The following is a 13,197-nucleotide window of genomic DNA, read 5'->3' on the forward strand; positions in this document are numbered from 1 at the left end:
CGGGGCCGCCGCGGGCGTGGCCCGCGGGGACTGGTCCGCCAGCCAGGCCTGGTATTCGGCCTCGGGCAGCACTTCCACCACCACCGGCATGAAGGCATGGTCCCGCCCGCACAACTCGGCGCACTGGCCGCGGTAGGTGCCGGGCACGTCGGCCTGGAACCAGAACTCGTTGACGAAGCCCGGGATGGCGTCCTTCTTGCCGCCGAAATACGGCACCCACCAGGAGTGGATCACGTCGTTGGAGGTCAGCAGCAGCCGCACCTTGGCGCCGACGGGCACCACCAGCGGGCGATCCACGTCGAGCAGGTAGTTTTCCACGGTGCTGACGTCGATGCCGGAGCCCAGCTGGCGGGCGCGGTTGGATTCCTCGGAGAGGTTGCTGAAGAAGGCCACGCCCTCGTCGAGGTACTCGTAGTGCCACTTCCACTGGTAGCCCGTGACCTTGACGGAGAGATCGCTGTTGCGGGTGTCTTCCATGCGGATCAGCGTGTCGGCGGCCGGCACGGCCATCGCCACCAGGATGGCGATGGGGATCACGGTCCAGACGATCTCGACCTTGGTGCTGTGCGAGAACTTCGCCGGTTCGACGCCGCGCGACTTGCGGTGATGGAAGATCGACCAGATCATCGCGCCGAAGACGACCACCGCGATCACGACGCAGACGCCGAAGATCAGCATGTGAAGCTCGTAGACTTCGTTGCTGATGTCGGAGACACCGCGCGGCATGTTCAATGCCCAGTCGGCCCATGCCGACGCCTGTACCGCGAGGGCCAGCCCCGCGCCTGCCGCAATGCGGCCCATCCACTTCAACGTGGTTTTGGACATCAGTCCGGGCTCCCTTGGATCAGGACACTCTCAATTCATTCATTCGTACGGCCGGCCTGCCCGGTTGCGTCTGCCGGCCCGGTGCCGGCGATCAGCTCCGCCAGGCGCTGCCGCAGGCTTTCGCGCTCGCTCCCGGTCAGCACCGCGCCGATCTCCCGGCGCTCCCGCCCGCAGCACAGCAGCAGCCGGGCCGGGTGCCCGCGCCAGGGCGAGGGCTCCAGTTCCACCCGCGTCCAGTGACGGGGCAGCTCGATCCTCTCCTCGACGGCTCCGGCGCCCCGCTCGATCACAATGCGGTCGCCGTAGACGCTGACGAACTCCCGGTAACGCCCCCGCTTCATGCTGAGCCCCAGGGCGAGCCCGAGCGCAAACAGCTCGATCCCCGCGAAGGGCAGGACGGGCCAGAAGCCGCGTGCCGCGAGCGCGCCGGCCAGCAGGAGCGAGGCGGCTGCAGTGACGCCGAAAAACAGGAAAGCCCCCTGCCGGCTCAGCGATGAATTGGCGCTGACCAGTACCTGTCCAAGGAGCTTGTCACTGTGTCCAGAGACGTCTTCAACCTCTCGCCGCTGCCCGGGGCGTCGCTAAAAGCGCGCTAATCGTAAGTGAATGCCGTAATACGGCGCAACACGGCGGCCGCTTCCCGGGCCCGTTCCAGTTCCCCCGCCGCCGTGCAGCGGGGCAGCCGGGCCAGCATGGGGGCCCCGAGCCGCTCGCCGAGCGTGGCGATATTCTCCTCCAGCCGCGGCATTTCCGGCGCCAGGGGATTGGCGATCCAGCCCGCCAGCTCGAGCCCGTCCGCCCGGATCGCCTCGGCGCTGAGCAGGGCGTGATTCAGGCAGCCCAGCCGCAGCCCCACCACCAGCACCACCGGCAGTCCCAGCAGGCGGGGCACGTCGGCGAGCGTCTCGGCGGGACCCAGCGGCACCCGCCAGCCGCCGGCGCCCTCGACCAGCAGGAAATCGGCCCCGGCGCCGGCCTCGCGACAGGCCGCGGCCAGGGTGGCGGCGCACAGTTCGATGCCGGCCTCGGCGGCCGCGATGTGGGGGGCGATGGGCGGCTCCAGCGCCACCGGGTTGACCACTTCCAGCGGACGCGCGACGGGCGCCGTGACGGCCAGGAGTTCGGCATCGCCGTTGACCAGGCGCCCGCCCTCGCGCCGGCAGCCGGCCGCGACCGGCTTGCAGGCGGCCGCGCGCACCCCCGCCGCGCCGAGCTGCAGCAGCAGCGCGGCGCTGAACAGGGTCTTGCCGACCTCGGTGTCGGTGCCGGCGACGAAGACGCCCTTCATCGCTCCCGCCGGCCGATGTTCGCGAGCGGGATGGTGACGGTGCCGTCCTCGGCGGGGCCGGCCCCCGGCGCGGCGGCCGGCGCCCAGGCGTGGCCGTAGACCACTTCCCAGGTGGCCGGCAGCCGCCCGTCGCGGCGCAGGGTCTCGTACCGGGCCTCGGCTGCGGCCAGGCGCCGCCGGCCGGTCAGCCCCCGGTTGCGCCCGCCCGTGGCGTTGCCGGCGCCCATGGTCTTGAGGTCGCGCATCAGTTCGCGCAGGTTGGTATAGGTCAGGGTCAGGTGCTCCACGTCCATCACCGGCTCCGCCAGCCCGGCGCGGACCAGGGCGTCGCCGAGGTCGTGCATGTCGATGAAGCGGCTCACGTGGGTATGGCCGTCGGCAGCGCTCCAGGCGGCGCGGAGCTCCTTGAGGGTGTCCGGGCCGAAGGTGGTGAAGAGCAGCAGCCCGCCGGGTCGCAGGACCCGCCTGAACTCGGCGAACACGGCGTCGGGCTGGTTGCACCACTGGAGCATCAGGTTCGAGAACACGAGGTCCACGGACCCATCTGCCAGCGGCACGGCGGCGGCGTCGGCGCACACGGTGTCCAGCCGGCGCAGCCAGGGGCGCCGGCGACGCGCCTGCGCCAGCATGCCGGGCGCGAGATCCAGGGCCACCAGCCCCGCGCCGCGGTAATGCCGGAGCAGCGCCCGGGCGCCGTGCCCGGTACCGCAGCCGGCATCGAGAATCCGCCGGGGCTCGAGCCGGAACAGCTCGAGCCGTTCCAGCAGGCGCGCGCGCACTTCCGCCTGGATCACCGCCACCGCGTCGTACCCGTCCGCGGCAGCGTCGAAGGACGCGCGCACCCGCCGCCCCTCCAGCCGGAAAGGATCGCTGCTCACGCGGCCGCCTCCGGTTCGTCCAGGAACTCTTCCAGGCCCGCCAGGAACTCCTCCGGGTGGGTGAGGAACGGCGCATGCGCGGCGTCGGCGAATTCCAGCCGCCGGGCCGCAGGCAGCGCGGCCGCCAGCCGGTGGCCGGCCGCCGCGGGCGTCAGCCGGTCCCGCGCCCCGGTGACCACCAGGGTGGGCAGTTCGAGCGCCGGCAGCCGGTCGCGCAGGTCGGTGGCGGCGAGGATCTCCAGGCCGGCCGCCAGGGCCGCCGGGTCGGGCAGCGGCGCGTTCGCCAGCAGCTCGCGCAGCGTCCGCAAGAGGCTGGCGGCGCGGGCATCGCCGCGCAGCTGCAGGCTAAGGAAGTCGCGCACGGTCTTGGCATGATCGACCCCCAGCGCCGCGGCAAAGTCCCGCAGCACGCCGGCCGCCACCCCGCAGGGCCAGTCCGGGGCGGTCACGAAGCGCGGCGTGGTCGCCACCAGCACCAGCCGCCGCGGTTCGTGCCCGGCCAGCGCCGCCGTCATGGCGACCTGGCCTCCGAGCGACCAGCCCAGCCACGTACTGCCCGGCGGCGCGACCGCCGCCACCGCGCCCGCCCAGCCGGCCAGCGTCGGCGCCGCGGCGCCGGCGGGGCTGCGGCCGTGGCCGGGCAGATCGGCCAGCACCACCCGGAAACGCTGCTCCAGCCGCGGCAGCAGGGGCGACCAGATGGCGGAGTTGAGGCCCCAGCCGTGCAGCAGCACCAGGCCGGGACCGCTCCCGCGGGTTTCGACGTGCAGGCTCATGCCGCGCCCCCGGGACGCAGCGCCGGGATGCCGTCCAGTGCCGCCAGCAGGCGGTCGACGTCGGCTTCCTCGTGGGCCGCCGAGAAAGTCACCCGCAGGCGGGCCGAGCCCGCCGGCACGGTCGGCGGCCGGATGGGCGTGACCCACAGCCCGGCCGCGAACAGGCGCTCGGCGGCCTCCAGGGCGGCGCGGGCGGAACTCGCCAGCACGGGCTGGATCGGCGTGTCCGACGGCGCCAGCCGCAACCCGAGCGCGGCGGCGCCGGCACGGAAGCGCCCCACCAGGGTCGCGAGCCGGTCGCGGCGCCACTGTTCGGCGCGCGCCAGGGCCAGCGCCCGGCGCGTCGCGGCCGCCAGCGCCGGCGGGGGCGCCGTGGTGTAGATGTAGCTGCGGGCGCGCTGGAGGAGCGTCTCGATCACGGTCTCGCTGCCGGCGACGAAGGCGCCGAAGGTGCCGAAGGCCTTGCCGAGAGTGCCGACCAGCGCCGTGGCGTCGGCCGGCGCCAGCCCGGCGGCCGCCAGGCTCCCCCGTCCTTCCGGGCCGACCACCCCCAGCCCGTGGGCGTCATCGACCACCAGCTCGGCCGCGTGTCGCCGGGCCAGCGCCGCCAGCGCGGCCAGCGGCGCCCGGTCGCCGTCCATGCTGAAGACTCCGTCGGTGACGATGAAGCGCCGCCGGGCCGACCCGTCCAGCCGCCGCTCCGCCGCCGCCGGATCGGCATGGGCGTAGCGGCGCACCCGGGCCCCGGACAGCCGGCTGGCGTCCAGCAGCGAGGCGTGGTTCAGGCGGTCCTCCGCCACCAGGTCGCCGCGGTCTGCGAGGGCGCAGAGCAGGCCGAGATTGGCCATGTAGCCGGTGGAGAACAGCAGCGCGCGCGGGAAGCCGGTGAAGGCCGCCAGTTCCTCTTCGAGCGCATGGTGCTCCGGGCTGTGCCCGGTGACGAGGTGGGCGGCGCCGCTGCCGGCGCCGGCCGCCAGGGCGTGTCCCGCCAGGGCCTCGGCCAGCCGCGGGTCGTGCGCCAGCCCGAGGTAGTCGTTGCTGCAGAAGGCCAGGCAGCGCCGGCCGTCCACCACCAGCTCGGCGGCGCGCAGCTCCGGCGACCAGGCTGCGACCCGGCGGCGACGGTACAGGTCGGCCTGCTCGAGTCGCTCCAGCTCGCGGGCCAGCGCCTCAGTTGTGGCGGGCGTCGCCACGGGCGTCCGCCGGGCCGGGCTCCGGCACCAGCCCCAGGCGCCGGAACAGCGAGAGGTCCCCGTCGGCGCCGGGATTGGGCGTGGTCAGCAGCTTCTCGCCGTAGAACACCGAGTTGGCGCCGGCGAAGAAGGCCAGCGCCTGCATCTCCTCGCTCATCTCGGTGCGCCCGGCGGAGAGCCGCAGGTGCGAGCCCGGCATCAGGATGCGCGCCACGGCAATGGTGCGGATGAACTCGAAGGGGTCGAGCGGCGCGGCGTCCTCCAGCGGCGTGCCCGGCACCCGCACCAGCTGGTTGATGGGGACGCTCTCCGGATGGGCCGGCAGGGTGGCGAGGGTATGCAGCAGTGCGACCCGGTCCTCGCGCGCCTCCCCCATGCCGAGGATGCCGCCGCAGCAGACTTTCATGCCGGCGTCGCGCACGTGCTGCAGCGTCTCGAGCCGGTCGGCGTAGGTCCGGGTGCTGATGATCTCGGGGTAGAAGGCCTCGGAGGTGTCGAGGTTGTGGTTGTAGTAATCGAGGCCGGCTTCGCGCAGGGCCGCGGCCTGCTCGGCGGTCAGCATGCCGAGGGTGGCGCAGGTCTCGAGGCCGAGCGCCCGCACCTGTCGCACCATGTCCATCACCACCGCGAGCTGCTTCGGCTTCGGGTTGCGCCAGGCCGCGCCCATGCAGAAGCGCGTGGCGCCCGCGGCGCGCGCGGCGCGGGCGCGCTCCACCACCGCCTCGACCTCCAGCAGCGGGTCGACCGGCAGCCCGGTGTCATGGCGCACGCTCTGCGGGCAGTAGGCGCAGTCCTCGGGGCAGGCGCCGGTCTTCACCGACAGCAGCGTGCTGACCTGGACCTCGTGGCCGGGGAAATGGGCCCGGTGCACGCCGTGGGCGCGGTACAGCAGTTCGAACAGCGGCAGCCCGAACAGCGCGCGGACTTCCTCGAGACGCCAGTCGGTACGGGTTTCAGCCATGGTGCGGGACTCTTGCTGGGGCGCCCCTAACAGGGCGATTGGCCTGGATATCGGCCCTGGGCGCGGCGCGCCGGGCGATGCACGATGGACCGGGAGTATTCGGGGCGCCGGAGGAGGCTGTCAACCTGTGAGTGCCGCCTGGGTTAACGGGCGCTTGCGTCCGCGGCCGCCTCGCTGGCCGTGCGAGCTCTGCGGGGCGGCGGCGGGGCGGTCCGGAATCTGTGCGCCGTGTCGCGCCGACCTGCCGTGGATTCGCGGGGCCTGTCCCGGTTGCGGCCGTCCCGGGCCGGCCGGCGGGACCTGCGCCGACTGCGCCGGGGCGCCGCCGCCATGGTCGCAGGTGATCGCGCCGCTGGCCTGGCGTTTTCCGGTGGACGCGCTGGTGACGCGGTGCAAGTACCACGGGGCCCTGCACCTTGGCGCATTGCTCGGCCGCCTGCTGCTGGACGCCTGCGTCGGCCGGGCGGTCGATGCCGTGCTGCCGGTGCCCCTGCATCCGGCGCGCCTGGTCGAGCGGGGCTTCAACCAGGCGGCGGAGGTGGCGCGCCCGGTGGCGCGCGGCCTGCGCCTGCCGCTGCTTGGCCGGGGCGCCCGGCGGGTTCACGCGACGCGGCCCCAGGCCGGCCTGCCCGAGCAACAGCGCCGCCGGAACCTGGCCGGGGCCTTCGTCGCGGGGCCCGCGGTAGCCGGGCGGCGGATCGCCGTGGTGGACGACGTGTTCACTACCGGCGCCACGAGCCGTGCCCTGGCGGCGGCGCTGCTGGCGGCCGGCGCCGCGGCGGTGGAGGTCTGGGCGGTCGCGCGCGGCGGAACGGCTCAGGCCGGGAGGTAGATGTAGTGCAGCAGGATGCCGACGAACACGGCCATGCCGTAGAGATTGTTGTTGAGGAAGGCGCGGAAGCAGTCGGCCGGCTCGCGGTTGCGGATCAGGTACTGCTGCCAGAGCGACAGCGCCGCCGCCACGCCCAGCGCAGCGTGGTACCAGCCACCCAGCCCGGCCTGGCGGCCGACCAGCCAGAGCGCCACCAGCAGCAGCGCCTGGAGCACGCCGATGAGGGCGCGGTCGGCGTCGCCGAACAGGATCGCGGTCGAGCGGACGCCGAGCTTGAGATCATCCGCGCGATCGACCATGGCGTACATGGTGTCGTACACCACCGCCCAGAGGATGACGGCGATGAACATCAGCCAGGCCAGCTGCGGCACCGTGCCCGTCTGGGCGGCGAAGGCCATCGGCACCGACCAGCCGAAAGAGGCGCCGAGCCAGATCTGCGGCAGGTGGGTGAACCGCTTCAGGAAGGGATAGGCGACCGTCAGCACGGCGCCCCCCAGGGCCAGCAGCACCGTGAGCCGGTTGAGTGTCAGCACCAGGCCGAACGCCACCGCGCCCAGGGCGGCCGCCAGCAATAGCGCCTCCAGCGGCGCCACCGCGCCGCGCGCCAGGGGCCGCTCGCGCGTGCGCGCCACGTGGGGATCGATGCGTCGGTCGGCGAAATCGTTCATCACGCAGCCGGCCGAGCGCATCAGCACCACGCCGGCGACGAACACCAGCAGCACGTGCGGGTCGGGCCGGCCGGCGCCGGCGATCCAGAGGGCCCAGAGGGTCGGCCACAGCAGCAGCAGGGTCCCGATGGGCCGGTCCAGCCGCATCAGCAGGGCGTATTCCCGCAGCTGCGAGCCGAGGCCGCGCCCCATGGCGGCCGGGTCTACGGGGTCCCGCATCGGGTGAGGCCGGGGAGAAACATCTCGTAGACCAGGAGCGGCCCCGCCGCGAGGCTGAAGCGCGACCGGCGGCTCCAGATCGCGGCCGGCCGGATGTCCGAGTCCTGCAGGGCGGGCAGGAACAGCGGATGGGACGGGCTGACCCGGGCGAACTCGAAGGCCGAGCGCCGGATGCCGTCGCGTGCCAGCAGCGCGTCGCCGAGGGGCCGGTCGCCGAGGCTCGCGAGCCAGTCGGTGCCCGCCAGGGTCGGCAGCGGGATCAGCGTAGTGGCGCAGACGCACAGCGCGTCGCCGCAGAACATGCGCACCCGGCGCGCCCGCACCGTGGTGCCGTCGAGCAGCCCGCGCGCATCAGCAGGCAGCGACTCGGTGGCTTCCCCGAGGAGTTCGAGCCGGAAGCCCGCGCCGCAGGCGGCACGCAGCCGCGAGGTCAGCGAGCCGGGATCGCGCAGCCAGTCGCGCAGGACGGCGTCGTCCGGGAGCGCGCCGCGGGCACGCGCCGGCAGCCAGGCCAGGGGCTGGGCGAGGTTCTCGGGCCGCGCGGTGAGTGGGCTCTCGCTGCTCATGAGGGGACGGGACATCGCAGGAAATGAACGACCATTATAGAGGTGTTCGGGCCGCCGTCAGACCTGGCCGTAGCGCGTGGCCACGCCGATCCAGCGCGTGGTCAGCGCGGCGACCGCATCCGGATGCCGTTGCAGCAGCGCGTCGGCCAGCTCGCGCACCAGCGGCATCAGCGCCTGGTCGCGCGCCAGGTCCGCGGCCTTGAAGCTCAGCAGCCCGGTCTGGCGGACGCCGAGCACCTCGCCGGGCCCGCGCAGCTCCAGGTCGGTGCGGGCAATGCGGAAGCCGTCATTGGTCTCCCGCATGGCCGCCAGGCGGGTGGTCGCGGTCGGCGACAGGGGCGGCTTGTACAGCAGCAGGCAGGTCGAGTCCGCGCTGCCCCGGCCGACGCGGCCGCGCAGCTGGTGGAGCTGGGCCAGGCCCATGCGCTCCGCGTTCTCGATGATCATCAGGCTGGCGCGCGGCACGTCCACGCCGACCTCGATCACGGTGGTGGCCACCAGCAGGTGGATCTCGCCGGCCTTGAAGGCCCGCATCACGCGCTCCTTGTCGGCCGGCTTCATACGGCCGTGTACCAGGCCGACGGTCAGCTCAGGCAGGGTCTCCGCCAGCAGCGTGGCGGTGTCCTCGGCGGCCTGGGCCTGCAGCTGGTCGGACTCCTCGACCAGCGGGCAGACCCAGTATGCCTGGCGGCCGGCCGCGCAGGCCTCGCGGATCCGGGCGATGACTTCGGCGCGCCGCGACTCGGGCATCGCCACCGTGCGCACCTCGCCGCGGCCCGGCGGCAGTTCGTCGATGACCGACGTGTCGAGGTCGGCGTAGGTCGCCATCGCCAGGGTGCGCGGGATGGGCGTGGCCGTCATGATCAGCTGGTGCGGGCGGCGGCCCGCGCTCGTGCCCTTGTCGGTCAGGGCCAGGCGCTGGTGCACGCCGAAGCGATGCTGTTCGTCGATCACGGCGAGCGCGAGGCGGGCAAACTCGACGCCGTCCTGGAACAGCGCATGCGTGCCGACGACGACGGCCGCCTCCCCGGCCGCGATTCGCGCCAGCGCCGCGCGGCGTTCGGCGGCCGGCTGTGAGCCGGACAGCCAGGCCACGCCTACGCCCAGCGGCTCGAGCCAGCCGCGGAAATTGCCGTGGTGCTGCTCGGCGAGCAGCTCGGTCGGCGCCATGATGGCCGCCTGTGCGCCCGAGGCCACGGCCTGCAGGGCCGCGGCCGCGGCCACCACCGTCTTGCCGCTGCCGACATCACCCTGCACCAGCCGCATCATCGGCTCGCGCGCGGCCAGGTCGCGGCGCACCTCGGCGATGACGCGCTGCTGCGCAGCAGTCAGCGCGAAGGGCAGCGCCGCGATGAAGCGGTCGACCAGGGGCCCGCCTGGGAGCGGCCATGCGGCCTGGCGGCGGGCCCGGTAGCGCAGGGCCCGCATGGCCAGCTGGTGGGCCAGCAACTCCTCCAGCGCCAGGCGCTGACGCGCGGGATGGTGCCCCGACTCCAGGGCCGCGACATCCTCGTCCGGCGGCGGCTGGTGCAGCAGGCGCAGGGCCTCGTCGAGCGACGGCAGGCCGCGCCCGGCCAGCGCCCCCGGCGGCAGCAGCTCGGGCAGGGTCTGCCCCAGCGCGCGCCAGGCCAGGCGCACGAGCTGGCGGAGGCGGGCCTGGGTAAGGCCCTCGGTGCCCGGGTACACGGGCGTCAGGGCCGGCGCTTCCGGTTCTTCCTCCGGCTCAGCCCGCTGGTATTCGGGATGCACCATCTCCAGCCCGCGCTGCCCGGCGCGCGCCTCGCCGAAGCAGCGCAGGCGCGCGCCGCGGGCCAGGGACTGCTGCTGGCGCGCGGTGAAGTGGAAGAAGCGCAGGGTGAGCATGCCGGTGGCGTCGCCGAAAGCGACTACCAGCATGGGCCGGCGGCGGCGCACCACCTCGGCGAGCAGGATCTCGCCCTCGACGACGGCGCGCTGGCCCGGTTGCAGGCTGCCGATCGGCACCACGCGCGTGCGGTCCTCGTACCGGGCCGGCAACAGCAGCACCAGGTCCTGCACCGTCCGCACGCCCAGCTTTTCCAGCCGGGCCGCGAGCGCCGGGCCGACCCCGCCGAGGCGGGTGACGGAATCTTCTGGCGCGAGGGGCACGCCCGGCGCCGGGACCTCAGTTCCCGGGCGCCAGCACGGCGTCCACCTCGACGCGCGCGCCTTTCGGCAGCGCGGCGACCTGGACCGTGGCGCGGGCGGGATACGGCGGGCTGAGCACGTCCTCCATCACCCGGTTCACGACCGCGAAATCACCGAGGTCCGTGAGATAGACGGTCAGGCGCACGGCGTCGTCCAGCGAGGCGCCGGCGGCGGTCGCCACGGCGGCGAGATTGCGGAAGACCTGCCGGACCTCGGCCTCGATGTCGCCGCTGACGAGCTCCATGGTGCTCGGGTCGAGCGGGATCTGCCCGGACAGCCACACCGTGCCGGCGGCCGCGACCGCCTGGGAGTAAGTGCCGATGGCGGCCGGAGCCTGGTCGGTGGCGATGGTGCGGCGGGTCATGGGCTCTCCTTCAGGTGTTGGTGCGCGCCACCGACAGCACTTCCGCCATGGTCCGGATGCTGCGCAGCACGCGTTCGAGCTGGTCGCGCCCGTCCACCTGGAGGAGGAAGATCAGGGACGAGCTGTCGCCGTCACGTTCCACTACCTGGACGTGCTCGATGTTGGTCTGGGTGGAGGAAATGTTGGCCGCGACCGCCGCCAGCACGCCCAGGCGGTTCTGGACCTCGGCGCGAATCTCCACCGGGAAGGTGCGGTTCAGGCGGCTTTCCCATTCCACCGCCACCCACTTGTCCGGCTGCTTGCGGAACTCGGCCAGGTTGCCGCAGTCCTCCCGGTGGATGACGATGCCGCGCCCGGCGCTGAGGTAGCCGAAGATCGTGTCGCCGGGGATGGGATGGCAGCAACGGCCGTAGGTCACGACCATCCCCTCGGTGCCGGCGATCGCCAGCGGCGCGGCCTGGCCGGCCCCGGCCTCGCCGGTGTCGTCGGGCAGCAGGCGCCGGGCCACCAGCGCCGCCATGCGCTCGCCGAGCCCGATCTGCTCGTAGAGCTCCTGGACGTTGTTGCAGCCGAGCAGGTCGAGGGTGGCCTGCATCCGCTCTGCCGGCACCTTGCGCACAGTCAGCTTGAACTCGCGCAGCGCATTGTCCAGCAACCGGCGCCCGAGGTCGGCCGCTTCGCTGCGCTGCAGGTTCTTGAGGAAGCTGCGGATGGCCGTGCGCGCCTTGGCGGTCACCACGAAGTTCACCCAGGCGGGATTGGGCGAGGCGCCGCGTGCGGTCACGATCTGCACCGTCTGGCCGTTCTTCAGCACGGTGCGCAGCGGCACCGGTCGGCGGTCGACGCGCGCGGCCACGCAGCGGTTGCCGACGCCGGTGTGCACCGCGTAGGCGAAATCGACGCAAGTGGCGCCGCGCGGCAGGCGCACGATGTCGCCCTTGGGCGTGAAGACATAGGTCTTGTCGGGGAACAGGTCGATTTTCACGCTCTCGAGGAATTCCTCGGAACTGCCGCCCTCCTCCATTTCCATCAGGCTGGCGAGCCACTCCCGTGCCCGCACCTGGGGCTGGCCGGCCGCCGCGCTGCCGCTCTTGTAGAGCCAGTGGGCGGCAATGCCCGATTCGGCGATATGGTCCATGTCGTCGGTCCGGATCTGGACCTCGCAAGGCAGGCCGCCGGGGCCGAACAGGGTGGTGTGCAGCGACTGGTAGCCGTTCACGCGCGGGATGGCGATGTAGTCCTTGAACCGGCCGGGCATCGGCTTGTAGCACTTGTGGACGACGCCCAGCGCGCGGTAACAGTCGTCCACCGACTCCACGATAATGCGAATGCCGTAGACATCCACGATCTCGTTGAGCGCGCGCTTCTTCTCCCGCATCTTCCGGTAGATGCTGTAGATGTGCTTCTCGCGGCCGGCCACGCGGGCCTCGATCCGCGCTTCCCCGAGGCCTTCCTCGAAGCGCTTGCCGATCTTTTGCAGCACCTGTTTCTGGTTGCCCTGGGCCCGTTTCAGCGCGCGCTCGAGGACGCGGTAGCGATTGGGATAGAGGCAGCGGAAACCGAGGTCCTCCAGCTCCAGGCGGATCGCGTTCATGCCCAGGCGGTTGGCGATCGGCGCGTAGATTTCCAGCGTCTCGCGCGCGATGCGCCGCCGCTTCTCGGGCGGCATGATCCACAGCGTGCGCATGTTGTGGGTGCGGTCGGCGAGCTTCACCAGGATCACGCGCATGTCGCCGACCATGGCGAACAGCATCTTGCGGAAGCTCTCGGCCTGCGCCTCGGCGCGGCTGCGGAACTCGACCTTGTCCAGCTTGCTGACGCCGTCCACCAGCTCGGCGACTTCGGCGCCGAACATCGTGGCGATGTCGGCCTTGGGCACGCCCGTGTCTTCGATGACATCGTGGAGCAGCGCCGCCATCAGCGTCTGGGCGTCGAGCTTGAGCTCGGCCAGGATGGTCGCTACGGCGACGGGGTGGCTGATATAGGGTTCGCCGGAGTAGCGTTGCTGGCCTTCGTGGGCCTTGGCGGCGAACTCGTAGGCCTGCATGACCTGCGCGACCTGCTCGGCCGGCAGGTATTTCTCCATCCTGCGGTTGAGCCGGTCGAGCCCAATGGAGCGCTTCCTCTTAGGCAACCGGGCCAGGAAGGAAGCGGCGTAGTCCACGGGCGCGGGTCCTCCTCGGTCAGTCTCCCAGCGGGGGAATCGGGCGCTCGAAGACCTCCGCTTCCGGCGCCAGCGGCAGGGGCTCCGGCTCTTCCAGGATGGCGGGACCGATCGTGCCCTCCGCGATCTCGCGGAGCGCCAGCACCGTGGCCTTGTCGTTTTCCCACTCGAGGCCCGAGGGCGCGCCGTTGGCGAGCTGGCGGGCGCGCCGGGCGGCGATCAGGACGAGGTCGAACAGGTTGTCGACGTTCTGCATGCAGTCTTCAACAGTGATGCGGGCCATGATGTTCTCTGCGG

Annotated in this window: 14 protein-coding genes and 1 pseudogene; 2 read left to right on the forward strand and 13 right to left on the reverse strand. The window is 72.8% G+C overall.

The genetic code is table 11. The annotated features are described in order from the left end of the window. From coxB to bioB, 7 genes are all read right to left on the reverse strand, one after another. Positions 1 to 825: cytochrome c oxidase subunit II (coxB, locus tag G6N75_RS02535; protein WP_165346502.1), on the reverse strand; the 825-nt coding region annotated here is incomplete at its 3' end. A gap of 35 nt (positions 826 to 860) precedes the next feature. After that, entirely contained in the window at positions 861 to 1,337 is a 477-nt protein-coding gene (locus G6N75_RS02540; RefSeq protein WP_165346549.1) for a DUF2244 domain-containing protein, read from the reverse strand. 80 nt (positions 1,338 to 1,417) lie between these two features. Then, positions 1,418 to 2,113 carry a dethiobiotin synthase gene (gene bioD, locus G6N75_RS02545; protein ID WP_165346503.1) on the reverse strand — a complete coding sequence of 232 codons (696 nt, stop codon included), beginning with the start codon at positions 2,111 to 2,113 and terminating at the stop codon, positions 1,418 to 1,420. Then, a complete protein-coding gene (bioC, locus tag G6N75_RS02550; RefSeq protein ID WP_165346504.1) occupies positions 2,110 to 2,991 on the reverse strand; it encodes a malonyl-ACP O-methyltransferase BioC in 882 nt (293 codons plus the stop codon). The genes bioD and bioC overlap by 4 nt, the downstream gene beginning before the upstream one ends. Next, positions 2,988 to 3,767, reverse strand: a complete 780-nt coding sequence (bioH, locus tag G6N75_RS02555) for a pimeloyl-ACP methyl ester esterase BioH (RefSeq protein ID WP_165346505.1) — start codon at positions 3,765 to 3,767, stop codon at positions 2,988 to 2,990. Before bioH ends, bioC begins: the two co-directional genes overlap by 4 nt. Beyond that, positions 3,764 to 4,960, reverse strand: a complete 1,197-nt coding sequence (bioF, locus tag G6N75_RS02560; protein ID WP_165346506.1) for an 8-amino-7-oxononanoate synthase — start codon at positions 4,958 to 4,960, stop codon at positions 3,764 to 3,766. Before bioF ends, bioH begins: the two co-directional genes overlap by 4 nt. Next, positions 4,938 to 5,921: a biotin synthase BioB gene (gene bioB, locus G6N75_RS02565; RefSeq protein ID WP_165346507.1), complete on the reverse strand. Its 984-nt coding sequence runs from the start codon at positions 5,919 to 5,921 to the stop codon at positions 4,938 to 4,940. Before bioB ends, bioF begins: the two co-directional genes overlap by 23 nt. On the opposite strand from bioB, the pseudogene G6N75_RS15530 reads away from it, so the two are divergent. Beyond that, positions 5,920 to 6,225, forward strand: a pseudogene (locus tag G6N75_RS15530) (hypothetical protein); the annotation flags it as partial. The gene bioB and the pseudogene G6N75_RS15530 sit on opposite strands and share 2 nt — an antisense overlap. Before the next feature lie 36 nt (positions 6,226 to 6,261). Next, positions 6,262 to 6,753 carry a ComF family protein gene (locus G6N75_RS02570; RefSeq protein ID WP_240900889.1) on the forward strand — a complete coding sequence of 164 codons (492 nt, stop codon included), beginning with the start codon at positions 6,262 to 6,264 and terminating at the stop codon, positions 6,751 to 6,753. Here G6N75_RS02570 and ubiA read toward each other — a convergent pair. The 6 genes from ubiA to rpoZ are packed head-to-tail and all read right to left on the reverse strand — an operon-like array spanning position 6,738 to position 13,183. Continuing rightward, positions 6,738 to 7,613 carry a 4-hydroxybenzoate octaprenyltransferase gene (ubiA, locus tag G6N75_RS02575; protein WP_165346551.1) on the reverse strand — a complete coding sequence of 292 codons (876 nt, stop codon included), beginning with the start codon at positions 7,611 to 7,613 and terminating at the stop codon, positions 6,738 to 6,740. The genes G6N75_RS02570 and ubiA overlap by 16 nt on opposite strands. Before the next feature lie 11 nt (positions 7,614 to 7,624). Beyond that, on the reverse strand, positions 7,625 to 8,206 hold the full coding sequence (locus G6N75_RS02580) for a chorismate lyase (RefSeq protein ID WP_165346508.1): 582 nt from the start codon (positions 8,204 to 8,206) through the stop codon (positions 7,625 to 7,627). A gap of 57 nt (positions 8,207 to 8,263) precedes the next feature. Continuing rightward, positions 8,264 to 10,333 carry an ATP-dependent DNA helicase RecG gene (gene recG, locus G6N75_RS02585; protein WP_165346509.1) on the reverse strand — a complete coding sequence of 690 codons (2,070 nt, stop codon included), beginning with the start codon at positions 10,331 to 10,333 and terminating at the stop codon, positions 8,264 to 8,266. A gap of 16 nt (positions 10,334 to 10,349) precedes the next feature. Beyond that, positions 10,350 to 10,736 carry a Rid family detoxifying hydrolase gene (locus tag G6N75_RS02590; protein WP_165346510.1) on the reverse strand — a complete coding sequence of 129 codons (387 nt, stop codon included), beginning with the start codon at positions 10,734 to 10,736 and terminating at the stop codon, positions 10,350 to 10,352. Between the two features lie 10 nt (positions 10,737 to 10,746). Continuing rightward, entirely contained in the window at positions 10,747 to 12,900 is a 2,154-nt protein-coding gene (locus tag G6N75_RS02595; protein ID WP_346765472.1) for a bifunctional (p)ppGpp synthetase/guanosine-3',5'-bis(diphosphate) 3'-pyrophosphohydrolase, read from the reverse strand. A 19-nt stretch (positions 12,901 to 12,919) separates the two neighbouring features. Then, positions 12,920 to 13,183: a DNA-directed RNA polymerase subunit omega gene (gene rpoZ, locus G6N75_RS02600; RefSeq protein WP_165346511.1), complete on the reverse strand. Its 264-nt coding sequence runs from the start codon at positions 13,181 to 13,183 to the stop codon at positions 12,920 to 12,922. Positions 13,184 to 13,197 lie beyond the last annotated feature (14 nt).

This window comes from Thioalkalivibrio sp. XN8 (assembly GCF_011058255.1).
GTDB lineage: Bacteria > Pseudomonadota > Gammaproteobacteria > Steroidobacterales > XN24 > XN24.